At 60.2% G+C, this 19005-nt stretch carries 17 protein-coding genes; 14 read left to right on the top strand and 3 right to left on the bottom strand.

The window, feature by feature from the left end; genetic code table 11:
* Positions 1-16 precede the first annotated feature (16 nt).
* On the top strand, positions 17-2026 hold the full coding sequence (locus LPB73_RS17765; RefSeq protein WP_175368224.1) for a primary-amine oxidase: 2010 nt from the start codon (positions 17-19) through the stop codon (positions 2024-2026).
* Positions 2027-2164: 138 nt separating this feature from the next.
* On the opposite strand, the gene LPB73_RS29130 is transcribed toward LPB73_RS17765, so the two are convergent.
* Positions 2165-2287: a hypothetical protein gene (locus tag LPB73_RS29130; protein WP_256461200.1), complete on the bottom strand. Its 123-nt coding sequence runs from the start codon at positions 2285-2287 to the stop codon at positions 2165-2167.
* Between the two features lie 54 nt (positions 2288-2341).
* Here LPB73_RS29130 and ggt point away from each other — a divergent pair, with 54 nt between their 5' ends.
* Positions 2342-3919, top strand: a complete 1578-nt coding sequence (gene ggt / locus LPB73_RS17760; RefSeq protein ID WP_231077709.1) for a gamma-glutamyltransferase — start codon at positions 2342-2344, stop codon at positions 3917-3919.
* Between the two features lie 192 nt (positions 3920-4111).
* On the opposite strand, the gene LPB73_RS17755 is transcribed toward ggt, so the two are convergent.
* Complete coding sequence (locus tag LPB73_RS17755) at positions 4112-5005, bottom strand: polysaccharide deacetylase family protein (RefSeq protein ID WP_120288883.1); 894 nt, start codon at positions 5003-5005, stop codon at positions 4112-4114.
* Complete coding sequence (locus tag LPB73_RS17750; RefSeq protein WP_231077708.1) at positions 5002-5961, bottom strand: polysaccharide deacetylase family protein; 960 nt, start codon at positions 5959-5961, stop codon at positions 5002-5004. The genes LPB73_RS17755 and LPB73_RS17750 overlap by 4 nt, the downstream gene beginning before the upstream one ends.
* Before the next feature lie 360 nt (positions 5962-6321).
* Between LPB73_RS17750 and LPB73_RS17745 the strand changes: the two genes are divergently transcribed.
* The 12 genes from LPB73_RS17745 to LPB73_RS17690 all read left to right on the top strand — a co-directional run bounded on the left by LPB73_RS17745 (position 6322) and on the right by LPB73_RS17690 (position 18764).
* Positions 6322-6489 (top strand): hypothetical protein, encoded by a 168-nt coding sequence (locus LPB73_RS17745; protein ID WP_158596778.1) that lies wholly within the window; start codon positions 6322-6324, stop codon positions 6487-6489.
* A 9-nt stretch (positions 6490-6498) separates the two neighbouring features.
* Complete coding sequence (locus LPB73_RS17740; RefSeq protein WP_231077707.1) at positions 6499-7461, top strand: ABC transporter substrate-binding protein; 963 nt, start codon at positions 6499-6501, stop codon at positions 7459-7461.
* Positions 7461-8306 carry an ABC transporter ATP-binding protein gene (locus LPB73_RS17735; protein WP_210269251.1) on the top strand — a complete coding sequence of 282 codons (846 nt, stop codon included), beginning with the start codon at positions 7461-7463 and terminating at the stop codon, positions 8304-8306. The genes LPB73_RS17740 and LPB73_RS17735 overlap by 1 nt, the downstream gene beginning before the upstream one ends.
* A 200-nt stretch (positions 8307-8506) precedes the next feature.
* Complete coding sequence (locus LPB73_RS17730) at positions 8507-9064, top strand: ABC transporter permease (RefSeq protein ID WP_199712054.1); 558 nt, start codon at positions 8507-8509, stop codon at positions 9062-9064.
* Positions 9065-9113: 49 nt separating this feature from the next.
* On the top strand, positions 9114-10640 hold the full coding sequence (locus tag LPB73_RS17725) for an NAD(P)-binding domain-containing protein (protein WP_158596779.1): 1527 nt from the start codon (positions 9114-9116) through the stop codon (positions 10638-10640).
* Positions 10641-10715: 75 nt separating this feature from the next.
* On the top strand, positions 10716-11510 hold the full coding sequence (locus tag LPB73_RS17720) for an IclR family transcriptional regulator (RefSeq protein WP_120288889.1): 795 nt from the start codon (positions 10716-10718) through the stop codon (positions 11508-11510).
* A 151-nt stretch (positions 11511-11661) separates the two neighbouring features.
* Positions 11662-12699, top strand: coding sequence for a BMP family protein (locus LPB73_RS17715; protein WP_231077706.1), 1038 nt, complete (start codon positions 11662-11664; stop codon positions 12697-12699).
* A 23-nt stretch (positions 12700-12722) separates the two neighbouring features.
* Entirely contained in the window at positions 12723-14237 is a 1515-nt protein-coding gene (locus LPB73_RS17710) for an ABC transporter ATP-binding protein (protein WP_175368232.1), read from the top strand.
* Positions 14234-15340, top strand: a complete 1107-nt coding sequence (locus tag LPB73_RS17705; protein WP_175368233.1) for an ABC transporter permease — start codon at positions 14234-14236, stop codon at positions 15338-15340. The genes LPB73_RS17710 and LPB73_RS17705 overlap by 4 nt, the downstream gene beginning before the upstream one ends.
* Positions 15341-15342: 2 nt before the next feature.
* Complete coding sequence (locus tag LPB73_RS17700; RefSeq protein ID WP_231077705.1) at positions 15343-16266, top strand: ABC transporter permease; 924 nt, start codon at positions 15343-15345, stop codon at positions 16264-16266.
* A gap of 27 nt (positions 16267-16293) precedes the next feature.
* On the top strand, positions 16294-17394 hold the full coding sequence (locus tag LPB73_RS17695) for a ring-opening amidohydrolase (RefSeq protein WP_120288894.1): 1101 nt from the start codon (positions 16294-16296) through the stop codon (positions 17392-17394).
* Positions 17391-18764, top strand: coding sequence for an amidase (locus LPB73_RS17690; protein WP_120289253.1), 1374 nt, complete (start codon positions 17391-17393; stop codon positions 18762-18764). The genes LPB73_RS17695 and LPB73_RS17690 overlap by 4 nt, the downstream gene beginning before the upstream one ends.
* Positions 18765-19005 lie beyond the last annotated feature (241 nt).

The following is a 19005-nucleotide window of genomic DNA, read 5'->3' as shown; positions in this document are numbered from 1 at the left end:
CTTCAGGAGTGTCGTCATGACGGTGATGCAGAAAATCCAGAACGATGCCGTGGTCGCCGCCATCCATCCGCTCGATCCGTTGACGCTGGAGGAGATCGGCGCCGCCTGCGATCTCGTCAAGGCGAATGGTAAGGTCACGCCGCGGTGCCGCTTCCCGATCGTACGGCTGGAAGAGCCAAGCAAGGCCGAGTTACGCAGTCATGCGACAGGTGCGCCGTTGCCGCGACTGGCTTTTGTGGTGGCGCTGGAATCCGAGACTGGCGCTGCGACGGAGTTCATCGTCGATTTGACGGCGGCTCGCATCGTTGACACCAAGCTGCTGCCCAATGCCGATGCGCCCTATGGCCAGCCGCCGGTGATGATCGCCGAATTCATGCTGTGCGAGCAGATCGTCAAGGCAGATGAGGGCTGGCGCACTGCCATGCGCCGCCGCGGAATGTCTGACAAGGACATGGAAATGGCGCAGGTCGATCCGTTTTCGTCGGGGTTCTTCGATAGGGACTTCGAACGGGGGCGCCGCATCCTGCGCGCGGTGACATTCTTCCGCGACGATCTCAAGGATAACGCCTATGCACATCCAGTGGAAGGTGTCGTCGCTGTCGTCGATCTCGTCCATCAGAAGGTGGTCGATCTGCTGGATGACGACAAGGTCATTCCGATCCCGAAGAAAAAGCGCAACTACGGCGCTCATGAAAACACTAATCCGCGTACCGACATCAAGCCTTTGAACATTGAGCAGCCGGAAGGGCCGAGCTTCAAGGTCGACGGCTGGAAGGTAGACTGGCAGAAGTGGAGCTTTCGCGTCGGCTTCACGCCGCGCGAAGGATTGGTGCTGCATCAGCTGTCTTATCAGGACGGAGATCGCAAGCGTTCTATCATCCATCGCGCGAGCGTCACCGAAATGGTGGTGCCTTACGCCGACCCGACCGCCAATCACTATTGGAAGTCGGCCTTCGATGCCGGCGAATATGGCCTCGGCATGCTCGCCAATGCGCTGGAGCTTGGCTGCGACTGCCTCGGCAACATCCACTATTTCAATATCCCGGCGGCCGACGAGCAGGGCCAGCCATTTGAGATGAAGAATGCGGTCTGCATGCACGAAGAGGATTACGGCATCCTCTGGAAGCACTACGAATTCCGCAACGGGTTGTTCGAGGTGCGTCGCTCGCGGCGCCTAGTGATCAGCTTCTTCGCCACCGTCGGAAATTATGACTACGGCTTTTACTGGTATCTCTACCAGGACGGCACCATTCAGCTTGAGGCCAAGCTCACCGGTATCATCCAGACTGCGGCGGTGATGCCCGGCGAGAAATATGCGTGGGGCGGCATGGTCGATGACAATCTCGGCGGCCCCACGCATCAGCATTTTTTCAATGTGCGCATACATATGGATCTCGATGGCGGCGGCAACACCGTCACTGAACATGAATTCGCGCAGCGCCCATGGGGCACGGACAACCCTTATGGCAATGCTTTCGATCTCAAGAGCAAGACGCTGTCGCGCGAACGCGATGCAGCGGCCATCGCCGACGGGCAAAGCGGGCGTTACTGGAAGGTCACCAATCCGAACAGCAAGAACAGCGTCGGCAATCCCGTCGGCTACAAGCTGATCGTAACGCCGAGCCCGGTGATGCTGGCGCAAGAAGGCAGCTTCGTACGCAAGCGCGGCGGCTTCGCCACCAAGCATGTCTGGGTCACGCCCTACGATCCCGCGGAGAAATATGCCAGCGGCGACTATCCGAACGTGCATGCTGGCGGGGACGGCCTGCCGCATTACATCGAGCAGAACCGTAATATCGAGAACACTGACATCGTGCTGTGGCACTCGTTTGGCCACACCCATGTCTGCAAGCCCGAGGACTTTCCCGTGATGCCAGTGGAATATGCGGGCTTCATGCTGAAGCCGAACGGTTTCTTTGCTGCAAATCCGGCCAATGACATTGCTCCGGAGCGCAACGGACGCAGCGTGCTGAGTGCGGACACTGCAGGTGCTGCGACGGCTTCGTCATGCTGCGGCAAATCCTGATCGTCATGATCGAGAGGCCGGGGCGATGATCTGCTGTTTGCTGGCGCTGCTTGCAGCGCTTCCCGGCTTGTCGATGCTCCGCCGAAATCATCTCGGTCGCGGTCACTGCACGGTGCATCGCAGTCATATTACAACAGGTCATGCCGCGGCCAGGCAGATCACAATCGCCGGCGGCTTGGCGTTCGCGGTTACGTTGGGCCTGTTGACGGTCGGCATCTCAGGCATCGTGAGCCATCCGCTTGGGCCGATCTGCTCGGCCATCGATCGCGCCACGTTGGTTCGCTGATCCGAGCCATCTATTGATGAGGAAACATCATGCGTGACTTCATGGCTGTCGCCCGTTCCGTAGCCGTCGCCGAACGCGGCATGGCAGCAACCTCGCATCCGCAGGCGACGCTTGCGGCGGTCGAAATGCTGAAGGCCGGCGGCAATGCCATTGACGCGGCGCTGGCGGCCGTTGCGGTTCAAGGCGTTGTCGAGCCGCAGATGACCGGAATTGGCGGCGACTGCTTCGCACTGTATTCGCCGAAGGGTGGCGCTCCCGTTGCGCTCAATGGCTCTGGCCGCACACCGGCCAAGACCGATGCCAGCCGATATGCTGACGCGGGCGGCCGCGATATTCCGCCAACCTCACCCGAGGCGGTGACCGTCCCCGGCTCGATCGACGCCTGGTGCAGGCTGAGCGCCGACTACGGCAGCAGGCCGCTTTCCGAGGTTTTTGCGGCGGCCATTGACGCAGCCGAGAACGGTTTTCGCATTACGCCGCGTGTTGCCGCCGACTGGGCAGCGTTCCGTAGCCGGGTCGAGAGCCTTCCGGACACCGCAGCACAGTTTCTGCCGCACGGTGAGGCGCCGACAGTCGGCGACAAGCGGGCCCAACCTGCGCTGGCAACCACATTCCGGCGCATAGCGCGCGAAGGCCGTGCCGGCTTCTACGAGGGCGAGGTTGCCGACGACATCGTCGCGACGTTGCGTTCGCTCGGCGGTGTGCATGAAGCCGGAGATTTTGCCGCCCAGCGCAGCGAATATGTCACGCCGATCTCGGCGTCGTACCGTGATCACGACGTGATGGAGTGTCCGCCGAACGGGCAGGGTCTTGCCGCGCTGATGATCCTGCGCACCTTGGCCGGCTACAGCATGGGTGATCTGTCCGAGGCAGATCGCATTCATCTGCTGGCCGAGGCAACCAAGGCGGCGTATCGTGCCCGCGATGCATATTTCTGCGATCCGGTAAGGGATGCGGTCGATGCATCGCACTTTCTGTCCGATGATTACATCGCCGCCATCCGCGCAAAAATCGACATGGCGAAAGCTTCCACGGTGGAAAGCTGGGACGACATTGAGCATCGCGACACGGTTTATGTCACGGTCGTGGACCGCGACCTCAACGCGGTATCGCTGATCAACTCGCTATTCTATCCGTTCGGCAGCGGAATTTATGCGCGGAAGTCGGGTGTGCTGCTACACAATCGCGGCTGGAGTTTTCGCGCCACGCCTGGCCACCCGAATTCGCTGGGACCGCGCAAGCGTCCGATGCATACAATCATCCCGGGGATGTTGATGAAGAGCGGCCGTGCGGTGATGCCGTTCGGCGTGATGGGCGGCCATTATCAGGCCTGTGGTCACGCAAACTTCCTCTGCAATATGCTCGATCATGGAATGGATATCCAGGCAGCGGCGGAAGCGCCGCGCTCATTTGCTTTCGACGGCATGCTGGAGCTGGAAACCACAATTCCGGAGGCGATGAAAAACGAGCTTTCCGCACGCGGGCATCGCATCAGGTGGGCGGATGCCGGAATTGGAGGTTGTCAGGCGATCCAGATCGACCGCGACCGCGGCGTCCTGCTTGGCGCATCGGACCATCGGAAGGACGGCCTTGCGCTCGGATTTTAGTCCCGTGACAGACCGCTTTTGGCGCAAAGCGGACGTTGCTCAACACTGGATTCCGAACCTCCGGATAGGGGCGGTGACGAACTACGCCCAATCCGCGAAAGCACCTTATAGGGATGCAAAAATGGCATTCTGAACAGCAGGTTGATTGCGCTTGTAACAGAATGATCGTCCCCACATTGGAGTAGTCTAATCTCACTTGACTCTGGAGACGATTTCTCCCGTGGTCGCGTGCCAAATTTCAGTGTGGCTGGCGATATGCTCAACAATCTCACTTAGATGGCGAAACCGCGCCGGCTGGGCTGATATCCACGGATGGATGTGGAGACCGAAGAACTTGGTCGATGCGGCGCCTTCAGCATAAAGGCCGTCGAACGCATCCATCACCGAAAGCGCATAGTCTTCACTGGTCACCTTGCGATGGACGAGCATCTCCACGTCGTTCCATTCCGACTGGTTAGGAACGGAGATAAGCGGAGGCGTTGTCGTGGTCGCGTAGGGTTGTTCGTCATTTCCATAGTCGCAAAGATAATCAAAGCCCGTCTCTGCCAGAATCGACGGAAGTTCGCGGGATTGCCCGTAGTCTTGCGATAGCCAGCCTTTAGGCCGCTGCCCTGTCGCTCTCTCAAGTGTGTCCTGTGATCGCGCCACGATCTGCCGCTGTTGCGCCAATGGCATTGCGGACGTGATCATCCGCGACGCATAGTCGCCGTGTGCCAGGAATTCGAAGCCGCGCTGTAGGAATTGATCGACCAGATAAGGATAGGCAGTGACCGCCGCGTTGTTGGCCGCCACGCTCGCGCGCAGGCCGTGCCGGTCAAGAAGATCAAGGACCCGGAAGATCCCGACCCTGTTGCCATACTCGAAGGCTGCGTTGGCGCGCAAATGCGGAGCATGCCGTGCAAAGCCCTGAATATAGCGCCGGTCGAAGATCGCCTCTTGCGGCGGCATCGCCTCGAATTGCTCGAAGTACAAATAAATGACGAAGGCAATGCGAGCCGCGCCATGCGGCTTCCATGGCTTGCGCCCCGGCAGCGGCGAGTGTGGGTAAATGTCTTGGTCCAGGACGTTCGGTTTGCAGGGAATCATTGACGGCTCTCCTCGAAGAACCCGGCCTCGCGCAACAGCGGTTCGATCAGCGGATGGTGATGTTCGTAATACCAGTCTGCAATCTGGCTCCCCGTTGCGAACCAAACATCGTCATGCGGGCTAACATGGGCCAGAATCTCGTCGAGATATTTGGCGCGGTGCGGCTGTCCGAGGAAAAATGGATGGATCGGAATGCAGGCGACCCGCCCGCCGCCATGGGCGCTGTCGCTGTAGAGCTGGTCGAAATAAGCGATCGTATTCCGGGCGAAGGCCTTTGCCTCCACATTGCCGCGGAAGTTCATGCCGTCATTGACATCAAACGAATAAGGGATGGCGAGCAGTTTCCCGTTCGGAACACGCAGTGGCGTCGGCTGATCGTCGAAGCCGTAGTCGACGTAGTAGCTCAGGCCGAGTTCCGCGCAGAGGTCCTCGGTATGTTCGGTCGATGCGGCAAAAGGCGCGAAGAAGCCGCGCATGTCGCGTCTGGTCAGGGCCTTGTGCCGGTCGATCGAGTTCTGGATCACCGCTCTCTCATCGTCGCGGCTTAGGCCCCAGTGGTGACGGCTGTTGTAGATGCCATGGCTCATGACTTCCCATCCGCGGGCCTCGCCGGCCTCGCGGATTTCAGGAAACATCTCGTACACAGCAAGATTTAGCGAGCAGGTGATCGGCAGTTGGTAGCGATCGAACACGTCCAGCATGCGCCAGAAGCCGATCCGGTTGCCGTAGTCGACGTCCGTGTAGACCATCATGTCGGGATGTGGCAGGCGCGGATACGGATCAACTTTTTGGCCGACGTCCCCTAGATATTGGTAGTGCTCGACATTCGGGACGATCCAGCACGCCATCCGTTTGCCGCCGGGCCAGCGCAGGTCTGGACGCTTGGTGATGGGGATATAGGCAATACGTGCGTTCATCAGCGGACTTCCTTGGCGAGGGGCGATGTGTTCAGCCATTGTATTGATCGCACAATCATTGTGTGCCGAGGAAGGCTGGCTATGCGGTCTTGCTCTGCCGGTCGGCGCATTGGGCGCCAAGCTGGATGGAGGCGCCATCGCGCGGAAACGGAGCGCCTTAAACTTCGGCAAGTCGCTCAATTGGATAGCATGGTCGCCGTCTGGGCCGGGATATCACAACGGTCTCGGTAGGCCAGCCGGTCGCTGATTGGGTTCCTGGGGGAGCACGCGGCCGGCAAGAACTCGCGATCTTTGGTCAGCCATCTCATCAGGTGGAATAAGATCGTCGTGAATACAGGGCGATCCGATTGTGGTGTCAGTCTTGCTTTGTGGTGATTACCGCCTTTGCAAGGAGCTGCCATGGCCACTTTCACCAACGGGTTGTCGACAACCTCTGCGCGCATGAGCGCATCCACCGGCCTGACTGTTTTGCGCCCTCGCGTTTTCGCCGGGCAGATCGCCGCCGAGAAGGTCGAATTCCACCTGCGTGGCAATATCAATTCGATTGTCGGAACTTGGGACAACTAAGGAACGGACATGAGAAGAATCATACTTCTGGCCACTCTGCTTGCGGCGACCGGCTTTGCAGCGCCCTCCTTCGCGGCGGACAAGGTCATCGTTGGATATGGAACTGGCACCACGGCGCTTCCATATTTCGTCGGCGTCGAGACCGGTATTTTCGCCAAACGCGGCATCGACATCGAAGGCGCTAAGATTCCGCTCAATTCGAATCTGCAAAGCTCGCTGATTGCGAACCAGATCGACGCCGCTGCAGTCATGCTGGCGGTTGAGGGCATGGCAGGCAACTTCGTCAAGCCGGGATCGATCACCTATATTTCGTTGAACGCACAAAGCGACGACTACCGCATGGAGCAGTTCGTTGCCCGCAAGGGTGTGGACATCAAGTCGCTTGCGGATTTCAAGGGCAAGAAGCTGGTCGCGGCGCCGGGCATCGGCAATGTGACAATCGCCAAGGCGGCTCTGCAGGCGGCAGGTCTGAAAGAGGGCGACTACAAGCTCGATCAGCTCGACACCTCCCAGCACATCAACGTGCTGACCTCCGGCCAGTATGATGGCGCCTTCACCCTCGAGCCCAATGCCACCATGATGAGGGCCAAGGATGTCGCCTACACGGTCGAGGCGGGCGTCGTTGCCGATATCGTGCTCGGTAACCGCAAGGCCAAGGCCTATATGGCGGGCGGTGCACTATCGCAGAAGTTCCTGGCGGATCGGCCGGAGGTCGCAAAGCGCTATGTCGCTGCGTGGGACGAGGCGCTCGATTTCATCAAGCAGAAGCCGACCGAGGCGCGCCAGACTCTTCTGAAGTACACGCCGACTGCACCCGAGATCGTCAACGACGTGCCGTTGGTGTTGTTCTCGAAAATTTCGGATGTCAGTCAGGCGGATATCGAGAATTTCCAGAAGTATATCGATTTCTCGGTAAAAATCGGTGTGATCCCCGGCGCCGTCGATGTCCGGCGTTACATCGTGAAGTTCTGATGAGCGCGGACGCTCGCACTTCCATTTTGAAACCGATGTCCGTCGCGGGCAATCCCGATGCGCCGGTCGATACCCGCCCGTCAAAGTTCCGGCGCCCGCACGTGACCGTGCGGGGGCTTACCAAGCGTTTCGATGACCGCACGATCTATGAGAAGTTCGATCTCGATCTGCCGCGCGGGCAGTTCGTTTCGATCTTCGGCCCAAACGGTTGCGGAAAATCAACATTGATGAACATGATTGCCGGCCTGATCCCGGTGGACGAAGGACAGATTCTGTTCGACGGCCAGACCATCGATGAGATCCGGTTCGGCTATGTCTTCCAGAACTACCGTGACGCCCTGTTCCCGTGGATCAGCGCGTGGGACAACATCGCCTATCCCCTGCGCTTCATGAAAGTACCGAAGGCGGAGCGCAACAGACGCGTCGATGCGCTAGTGAAGAAATTCGATGTTCGCATCAATCTGAAACAGTACCCGTATCAGATGTCCGGCGGACAGCAACAGCTTGTCTCGATTTTGCGCGCGCTCGTGGTCGATCCAGAGATTCTCTTTCTCGACGAGCCATTCTCCGCCCTCGACTATGAGATGACTTTGTTCATGCGCGACCAGATGCAGCGCATGTTCCAGGAAACCGGAACGACGACGATTATCGTTTCCCATGATCTCGACGAGGCCGTCTATCTCGCCGACCGCATCCTGCTGCTGTCTCGCGCGCCGGCCAAGGTCGTCGATTTTCCGATAGTGGATGTGCCGCGCCCGCGCAATGCGCTGACACTGGCGGATCCAGAGTTCAACCGCGTTAAGGGGCATTGCCTCGAAATCTTCCAGCAGCAGGTCAGAAAATGAAGAGCAAGACCCTTGATCGGCTGCGTCCGTTTATTGGAGTCGTGATCCTCATTGGCATATGGCAGGCCATCGTCGCGCTCAAGATCGTCGACCCTGTGCTGCTTCCGTCGCCGGCCAAGACGTTCTCGGCTGTTTACACCGGACTGTTCGAACAGGGCCGGCTGGCCTTCGATTTCGGCAAGACGGTCGAGCGCGCTTGTATGGGCATTGCGCTGGCGACGGTGATAGGCGTTCCGGTCGGCGTCATTCTTGGGGCGTCGGAAAACGTCTACCGCTCCGTCGAGTTCATTATCGATTTTTTTCGTTCGACGCCGGCATCGGCCGTCTTTCCGCTGTTTCTCCTGTTGTTCGGCGTCGGTGAGATCACAAAAGTCTATATCTCCGCTTTCGGCGCATCGCTCGCGATCATTTTTAATGTTGCTTATGGCGTCATGAACGCGCGCAAGACACGCGTGCTTGCTGCGAAGATCATGGGTGCGCCGCCGTTGCAGCGGATGCTGGTAGTGCTGCTTGAATCGTTGCCGCAAACTTTCATCGGCCTGCGCATGGGAGCGACCCTCGCGCTCGTGCTGATGATCACGTCGGAGATGCTGCTCGGTGCGATCGATGGACTTGGTTTGCGGATCTTCGAGGAGCAGCAGCTGTTCAATATGCCGGGGATGTATGCGGCGATTTTCTGTTCCGGGCTGCTGGGTTATACGCTGAATCTATTTTTCTTCATAACAGAACGCCGGTTCGTCCATTGGGCTGGTCGATAATGCGTCAATCTCGCGACCGCGGCGCCTTGGAGTTTCTATGAATAAATATGTGAAAGACGATAGGTTTACGTCGCCGCAGCATTCGGAGGCCGTCGACGTAGCTGGCTGGATGCCCGAGGTGCCGTATGCCGACGAAAGCGCCTTTGCGGACGGCAAGGTGCAACTGCCAAAGACGATAAGTGAGCTGGCCGCCCATGCGCGCCGCGAAATGAATATTGCCCGCTATCCATCCAAGCATTGGTGTCTGCCGCGCACCAGCCCGGATGGCACGCAGGCACTGGACGTGCTGGTGGTCGGCGGCGGGCAGGCTGGTTTTGGCGTTGCTCATGTGCTCAAGCGCTCGCACATCGATAACATCCTCATCGTCGAGGCCGAGCAGAAGGGCAGGGAAGGCCCGTGGGGTACATATGCCCGCATGCCGACGCTGCGAACCCACAAGGACAATGGTGGTCTTGAGGCCGGCATTCCCTCGCTGTCATTTCGGGCCTGGTATGAAGTGCAGCACGGCTACGGCAGCTGGCAGGCGCTCTATAAGGTGCCGACCGCTGCGTGGCATGCGTATCTTTCGTGGTTTCGTGAGGTCGCTGAACTTCCGGTACGCAACGAGACGCGCTTCGAAGGTTTCAGCCGCGACGGGTCTGGACTTATCGCCGCGCAGGTTACGGGACCGGCGGGGAGCTATACTTTGTTCACCCGCGCGCTGGTGCTGGCCACGGGTATCGAGGGAAATGGAATTCGCAATCTGCCCAGTTTGATCGGCGACGACATTCCGCGCGCGCTCTATGCGCATACCCAGGACGACATCGACTTTGCCGCTCTGAAAGGGAAGAAAGTTCTGGCGCTCGGCGGCGGCGCCTCTGCATACGACAATGCCATCATGGCCGCGGAGGCCGGCGCCGACGTGCACGTGTTCCATCGCGTGAAAGAGCTGGTGTCGGTCAATCCGGGTACCTGGGGTGAATTCAACGGCTATCTGGCACATTATGTCGAATTGCCGCCGGCGGCGAAATGGCGGTTCGCCAAGACGTTCGGCACGATCAAGAGCGGACCGCCAATCGCCACGCTGAAGCGGGCGCAGTCGATGGACAACCTTGCCATTCATCCCGGTGAAAGCTGGACCAGCATTGCTCACGAGGGCAATCGTCTAACGGTTGCGGCGACCAGCGGCACCTACGAGGCGGATTTCCTGATCCTCGGCACAGGCTACCGTCTTGATCTGTCCGCCGTCCCGGCGCTGAAAGATCAACTCGACGATATAGCGCTGTGGCGCGATATGTACACGCCGCCAGCAGACCTGCCTGGCAATGGCCTCGAACTCGCGCCCTGGCTGAACCCGGATTTCACGTTCTGCCCGAAGCCGGGCGGTATGCGGAGCTGGCATGACCAAGTGTTCAATTTCTCACGTGGCGCGCAGTTGTCGATGGGCACGCAGACGATCGGCCTGTCCGGTATTCGCTTCGGGATGGCCCGGCTGGCCGGCTGTGTGGAGAGCTATTTCTTCAAGCAGGACAGTGCGCTCTATCTCGAAGGCCTGCAGAGCTGGCAGACGCGCGACCTGGCCGCATTGGATACCTGAGGACTTATCGTGCAGGCTTGACTTCTGGTATGGTAGCGTCGGCGCGTAAACGCCGGACATCAACCGGAGAGACCCGTGGCGCAAGACCCCGAAACTGGACAGACATCAGGCGTTCGCTCGGTCGATCGTGCACTGGCGATCCTGCAAGCGGTTGCGGGCAGCCATGATGGTGCGACGCTTGCTGACGTCGCTCGGCAGCTATCGCTATCGCCCTCGACGGGGCATCGTCTTCTGACAACGTTACAGGAACGTGGTTTCGTTCGTTTTGAACGGCGAACGGGCCGTTGGATGATTGGGCGTTCGGCGCTCAATGTAGGCGCCAACTACGCCGCGTCACGCGATATTGTCGCACTAGCGCAGCCTTTCATGCAGCAGGCGTCGGTCCTGTGCGGCGAGACCATCAATCTCGGATTGCTGGAAGACGGTCACGTGACCTTTCTCTATCGAGTCGAGCCGCGAACGCGCCGTAGCTACGTTCCAGAGGCGCGCGTTAGGATCCCGGCTCATGGATCCAGTATCGGCAAGGCGCTGCTCTCCATGATGCCCGAGCGCGAGGTTCAGTCGTGCCTGGAGCAGAATACGCTCGTCCCGCTCACGCCGCATACGCTGCTCTCGCAGAATGCTCTGCGGCAGGAATTCGAGTCGATCCGGCGCGACGGTTATGCCGTCGACAACCAGGAAAACACGTTAGGGCTACGATGCCTGGCTGCGGCGATTTCCGATGAGTATCGCCGGCCCGTTGCGGCGCTGTCGATGGCGGCCCCTATCGAACGCCTCAAACTTCAGCAAGTTGCTCAACTGGGAAGCATGATCGCCTCCCTGGCTGGAGATATCACGACGGCCTGGAGCGGTCGGCCGGCGGTACGCTAGGCCCGTAGCGGGCCGAGGCCTTGGAGAAGGCTGGCGATCTTCGGTCGGCCATCTCACCACGTGGAATAGGATTGCATTGACGATCGCGCGGGCCAGTTGTGGTGCCAGTCTTGCTTGGTGAGGTCATGTACCGCCTGTGCAAGGAGCTGCCATGAGTGTTCTGACCAAGGATTCGCCGACAAGCCGTTCGCGCACTGCGTTTGTTGGCCTGTTTGGATTGTGTGCCGCCATTTTTGCCGGACCGGCTGGTGCGGCCGAAAAGGCTGCTTTCCTGCTGCCTGGCAGCATCAACGACCAGAGCTGGAACGCGCAGGGCTACCAGGGTGCCGAGAAGCTCAAGGCTGTCGGCTGGGACGTAGCCTATACCGAAAACGTGCAGGTCGCCGACATGGTCGAGGCGCTGCGCGATTATGCGCGCAAGGATTACAAGGTTGTGGTCGGTCACACCGGCCGGTTCCTATCGGCGATGGAGCGTATCGGTCCCGATTTCCCGAAGACGCTGTTCATTGTCGGTTCGGGCTCAGCCGGCGCCGGGACTAACGTGACCTCAATAGACTACGACAACACGCAGTTCGGCTTCATGATGGGCGTGCTGGCCGCGCGCATGAGCAAGACCGGCAAGATCGGTTCGGTGAACAGCCTCGAAGGGTTGCCGAACGTGGTCGCGCAAGTCGGCGGTTTCCGCAAGGGTGCCAAGAGCGTGCGCCCCGACATCGAGGTTAAGGTCATCTACATCAAAAGCATGGAAGACGCGGCCGAAGCCAAAGAGGCTGCATTGTCGCTGATCGCAGGCGGAGCCGACTTCATCAGCGGAAAGTTGAATGCGGGCCAGACCGGCATCATTCAGGCCGCCAAGGAAAAGGGAGTTTACGCCAACGGACGTTCGTTCGGTCACAGCGAGATCGCACCAGATGCCGTGCTGACCAACATCGTCGAAAAATGGTCCGACATGTATTCGCAGACGGCGCAGGAGCAGGCTAAGTCCGGCGGAGTCGGTGGAAAATACGTGCTCTACGGCCTGAACACGCCCGGCAGCACTGGTGCCGAGCTTGCCTACAATGCGACACAGCCGTTGAATCCCGCCGTGCCTGCGAGCGTGGCTAACGAACTGGACGCGTTGAAAGGAAAGTTCAAGGACGGGTCGCTCAAGATCGCTGTCAACCGCGAAGACGCGCACGGAGGAATCTGACCCTTGGCTATGGATTGATGCCCATGCTTGAGATGCGCGGCATCAAGAAAGCCTATGGCACTGTGCAGGCCAACCGCGGCATTGATCTCGATGTCGCGGCGGGCCAGATCGTTGGGCTACTCGGCGAGAACGGCTCCGGCAAAAGTACATTGATGAAGCTGCTGTTCGGTGTCGTCAGCGCAGATGCCGGGACGATCCGCTTCAAGGACAAGCCGCTCTCTGGGCATGGCCCCGCGCAGGCGATGGCTGCTGGCCTCGGCATGATCCATCAGCACTTCACGCTGGTGGAAGCGATGAGCGTGACTGAAAACGTCATGCTCGGTGCTCCTGGCTCGAGTCCATGGCTGTCGCCGCGCGAGACGGCCAGCCGTATCAGGCAGGAGAGTGCGACTTACGGGCTCGACATCGACCCCGACGCGATGATCGGCGACCTGCCGCACGGCCGGCGGCAACGCGTCGAGATCGTCAAGGCGATTCTGCGCGGCGCGGATCTGCTGATCCTGGATGAGCCGACGTCCAACCTCAGCCCGCCGGAAGTCGAAGGACTATTGGGCATCATGGCTCGGTTGCGTGACCAGGGTCGGGCCATCGTCTTCATCTCGCACAAGCTCGACGAAGTGATCGCGATCTGCAGTGAAGTCGTAGTGCTGCGCGATGGTGCAGTTGCTGGAACATGCCGGGTGGAAGGTGCAACACGCGCCGGTCTGGCACGGATGATGGTGGGTCGGGACATGCCGCCACCCATCGCGCGCGAAGCTACCGCCGCGGGCCGCAACGTTTTGCATGTCGGACAGATGGCGCTAACCGAGCGTGGAGTGGAACGTCTGGCTCCGATTTCATTCTCGTTGCGTGCCGGAGAAATTCTCGCGATCGCAGGGATCGACGGCAACGGACAGACTGAACTGGCTGAATGTCTGGCGGGCCTGCGGCTTCCGACGGCAGGCGGTATCGACCTCGACGGTCACGATATCACGCTGGCAAGCGTCGGCGAGCGGACAGAATTGGGGATGGCCTATATTCCCGTCGATCGAGCCACGATGTCGCTGGTCACCGGAATGAGCGTCTCCGACAATCTGGCGTTGCGCGATTTCGACAAGCCGCCGCTGTCCCGGGGTGGATACCTGGCACGTAGCTACTTTGCGGAACGCGCCCGGGAGATGTCACAGCGTTTCGCGATCAAGGCCTCGGGCCCTGACATCGCCGCGCGGACGTTGTCGGGCGGCAATCAGCAGAAGATCGTGCTGGCGCGGGAGATCGGCCGACATCCTGCAGTCATGATCGCGCACCAGCCGGTCTGGGGGCTGGATCCCGGCGCCACACATTTCGTTATCGAGCAGATCTTGGCGCTGCGGGCCGCTGGCGGCGCAATCATCTATATCTCATCGTCTCTGGAAGAAGTGATGACGCTCGGCGACCGCATCGCGGTGATGCAGGGGGGGCGGCTGTCAATCCCGATCGACCGCGACACTGTAGACCTGACGCAGATCGGACTGATGATGGCAGGGGACGACAGCTTGATCCATGGCGCCGCGGCATGACCATCCTCTCTAATATCGACACGGTGAACAATGAGCCTCCACCGCGGAAGGTCACGTTCATGAAAGCTGCCAGCGTACTGCGGCGTTTGCTGGCAGGTACGGCGACACGCGCGACCCTGGCGGTGGCGCTGGCGCTGCTCGTAACTGCGGTGCTGATCCTGATCTCCGGCAAAAATCCGCTGCTTGCCTATGCCGCGCTATTAAAGGGAGCATTCGGCTCGATCGACCGCATCGCATTCGGCTTCAACAAGAGTACGCCGTATATTCTCGCCGGTCTTGGCGTTGCACTGTGCTTTCGCGCCAATGTCATCAATATCGGCGCCGAAGGGCAGATCGCGGTCGGCGGTATCGGCGCTACGGCGGTCGCGCTGAGCGGCCTGGCGTTGCCCGGCCTATTGCTGATGCCGCTTGCGCTGCTTGCGGGTGTTGTATGCGGCGCTGCGTGGTCTGGGCTTGCCGCCTTCGTCAGCCTCAAGCGCGGCGTTCATGAGGTTCTATGCACGCTGTTGCTGAATTTCGTCGGCGTCCTTCTTGTCAGCGAAATGTTGCATGGGAAACTGGGCGAACCGGGAGCCGGATTTCCGCAGTCACCGTTGCTGCCGCGGGCCATCTGGTTGCCGAAGCTGGTGGCCGGTACTGATCTGCATATCGGCATCGTTTTGGCAGTGATCGCGACCGTTGCTTGTCATATCCTGTTCTGGCGCACGACATTTGGTTTTCGCCTGCGGATCATGGGAGCCAGCCGGGATGCCGCACGTTATGTCGGTATTTCCAGTATCAGGCAGACCATGCGCGTGATGCTGACCGCCGGCGGCTTGGCGGGATTGGCCGGCGGTGTCGAAGTGCTCGGTGTGCATTATCGATTGATCGAGGGATTCTCGGCAGGATTCGGTTTCAACGCCGTGGGCGTAGCATTGCTGGCCTCGCTCAATCCCCTGGCCGTTCTGCCCGCCGGATTGTTCATTGGATTTCTGGAAGCGGGTGCGCTCGCCATGCAGCGTGAGGTCGGCGTGCCGTCATCGCTTGTCTTCGTCATTCAGGGACTGACGATGGTGTTCGTGCTGTGCGCGCTCGGATTGCGCGGCGAGCGAAGCAAGGTGTGACCATGGATCTCATGATGATTGCGGATCTCGCCGCTGCCACCATCCGGATTTCGACACCGCTATTGTTTGCCGCTCTGGGCGGGTTGTTGAGCGAAAAGGCCGGCACATTCGCCGTCGGCATCGAGGGCATGATGCTTGCCGGAGCATTCACAGGCGCGATCTCGGCATTTGTGTTCGGCAACGGCGCCCTCGGTTTTGCCCTTGCCGCACTGGGCGGTGCAGCGACGGGAAGCCTGCTCGCTTTCGCAACGGCGCGCTGCCGCGCCGACCAGATGGTGACAGGCCTCGCTGTAAACGTGCTGGTTCTGGGCTTGTCCAGTTTCTTGCTGCGCGGACTGTTCGGCGGACGTGCTCCCGTAATCCGACTGACGCCCCCGGGCACATGGCCGTTGCCCTGGCTCTCGGAGATTCCAGTCATGGGACCTGTCCTGTTTCGACAGTCTGCGATTGTCTATCTGGCGTTCCTACTCGTTGTTCCGTTGACACTGTTTCTGACCAAGACGCGGGCAGGGCTGACATTGCGGGCGGTTGGTGAAAATCCGGAAGCCGCATTCGCGGCCGGTTATGATCCGATCCGCATCCGCATGATCGCTATCGTCGCGGGGGGCGCTTTGGCAGGGCTGGGCGGGGCCGTGCTTGCTCTTCAGGAGGTCGGCAGCTTCACGGACGGCATGACGAACGGTCGCGGTTTCATAGCGCTTGCTGCCATCATGGTCGGCCGCTGGACACCGGTCGGTGCCATCGCTGGATGTCTGATCTTCGGCTTCGTGTCCGCGCTGGAACTGCGCGCCCAAAGCTGGGGCTTGCCGGTCAGTTCCTACGTGATGCAGATGATGCCTTATTGCCTCGCGCTCGCATTGCTCGCTGGCGTGAGTCGATCCGCCCGCCTACCGGCGGCGATCGGTGTTCCCTTCATCCGACATTAATACACACGCTGATCCGATGGAGTCCCTATGCATATCAACGTTCACAAGGTCGATATGGCTTCCCCGAGTGACGTTTCGGGGCTAGCTGCGCTGATCGATGCCGGCACGATCGATCCTGCGACGATCGTCGCATTGATCGGAAAAACAGAAGGCAATGGCGGCGCCAATGATTTTACCCGCGGTTTCGCCACGCTGTCCTATCAATTGCTGCTCGCCAAGAACCTTGCTATTTCGCCTGAGGACGTAGGCAAGCGCATCGCATTCGTTTGGTCCGGTGGCACCGAGGGCGTGCTGTCGCCTCACGCGACCATCCTGACAAGAACGCCGGCACAGGGCACGCCGGACGGCACCAAGCGGTTGGCGATCGGCATCACCATGACAGGTACGATCGCGCCGGAGGAGATCGGGACCAAGCGGCATGCATCTGCTGTCGCCGATGCCGTTCGGGAGGCTTTGGTGGAGGCCGGCATTAACAACCTTGATGATGTGCACTACGTCCAGGTGAAGGGGCCGCTTTTGACTCCGGCCGGCATCGCGGATGCGGACCGGCGCGGCGTCGCCACCGCGACGCGCGATCCGAACGGCTCGAAGGCATTTGCGCGCGGTGCGATGGCGCTGGGGGTAGCCCTGGGTCTCGGCGAGATCACGCAGGAGACGTTCGACACAACACGGATCGCTGGCGATCTCGATGTTTATTCGGCAGTTGCTTCCACATCGGCAGGCGGCGAGCTCATCAGCTGCGAGATTCTGCTGTTTGGCAATTCAAGTCAGGCAACCAGCCCGTGCCGCATGGGCCATGCAATCCTGAAAGACGCGATCGACGCCAGCGGCGTTCGCCGCGCGCTGGCCAGTGCGGGGCTGTCGCTGTCGGCAGAGCCGACGGAGGATGAGACATCCCGGATTGCGGCGATCTTCGCGAAAGCAGAGGCCAGCCCGACGGGCAAGATCAGGGGCCATCGCAACACCATGCTGTCGGATGCCGACATCAACTATGAGCGGCACGCGCGCGCCGCCTTGGGCGCTGTCATCGCATCAGTGACATCTGATACCGCAATCTTCGTGTCGGGCGGAACAGAGCATCAATGCGCACCGGGCGAAGCGCCGATCGCGGCGATCGTCCGGATATGAGCAGCACCGCTCCGCTCTGGACACTGACCGCAGCTCAGCTGAATCAGGCTTTTGCGGCGCGGATCGCAACACCGAGTGACGCAGTGGAGTCTATCCTCGCCCGCCACGACGAGGTCAATCCGCGCATCAACGCCGTCGTGACGCTGGATCGCGACGGTGCCAGGATCGCGGCGGCACAAAGCACGGCGCGGTGGCGCGCCGGTGCATCCAAAAGTGCCCTCGATGGTGTTCCGATTACCATCAAGGACAACATCCATGTCGCCGGGCTACGGACGACCTGGGGCAGCCGGCTCTTTGCCGATCACGTCCCGACGCGCGACGAAACACCTGTCGCAAGACTGCGCGACGCCGGCGCAATTATTCTCGGGAAAACAAACGTGCCGGAATTCACCGTGCAGGGGATCACTGACAACGCGCTGTTCGGCGCGACGCGCAATCCGTGGAATCCCGACCTGACACCAGGTGGTTCGAGTGGTGGTGCAGTTGGAGCTGTCGCTGCGGGTATTGGGCCGCTGGCTCTGTGCACCGATGGCGGCGGTTCGATCCGGCGTCCTGCAGGTCACACCGGGCTCGTCGGCTTCAAGCCGTCACGCGGGTTGGTGCCACGCGCGCATGGGTTGCCTGCGATCCTGCACGATTTCGAAGTTGCCGGACCGATCGGCCGGAGCCTCCGCGATGTAAAGATCATGCTTGATATCATCGCGGGTACTGAGTCGATCGCTCCGGAAGCCACTTCGAGACCGTTGCGCATTGCTTACATCCCGACATTCTCCGATGCGCCGGTCGATCCGACTATCGCCCGTAGTGTCGCAGCGGCTGCTAAAGCTTTTGCCGAACAAGGTCATCACGTGGAGCGACTTGACCATTTCGTTCTGGCTGAACCAATCGGCGCGATCTGGCCGACGCTCAGCGAAACCGGCGTCGCTTGGCTACTAGATCGGTATCCTGATCGGGATGGCGACGTCGGTGCCGGTGTCGCCGCGATGTCGGAGCGCGGTCGTCTGCATACGGCGCGGGATTACTTGAACCTGCTTCAGACGGTCGCCGATGTGGAGCATGAATTCATCGCATTGTTCGCGCGCTTTGATGTTCTGTTGTTGCCGACGGCAGCTGCACAGCCCTGGCCGATCGGCTTGTCGCATCCTGCTATGATTGACGGGCGACCGGTGGGACCTCGCGGGCATGCCGTTTTCACGGCGTTCGCCAATGCCCTGGGCCTTCCGGCCATCTCTATCCCCGGCGATCCAGCAGATGACGGGATGCCGATCGGCATACAGCTCTGCGGTGCGTGTGGCGCTGACGCACTCGTGTTTCGTGTCGCGGCGATCTTATCATCCGATATAGTGGCGGATATCCAGAACATAAGCTGAGCTGCGATCCGCAAATTTGAAGCTATGGACGCGATGCGTCGACAGTCACGCACCGGCGTGCGCGGGTTGATTCATCATGTTGTTGGAGTGAACAAAAAACGGCACGGCAGTCAAGCGTCGAACTCTTTGATGACACCCTCCGGCGCGTGCGTTCGTTGGCGCAAGTAACGCTTGTCTGCTTTTGGCGCAAAGCGGACACACGCGTAAAAGCTTTTGCGTGAGCTAAGCTCATCATTGGATC

Source organism: Tardiphaga sp. 37S4 (genome assembly GCF_021044645.1).
GTDB classification, from domain to species: Bacteria; Pseudomonadota; Alphaproteobacteria; order Rhizobiales; family Xanthobacteraceae; genus Tardiphaga; species Tardiphaga robiniae.
Note: the sequence above shows the minus strand (reverse complement) of the source record. Positions and strands in the feature narration are given on the sequence as shown.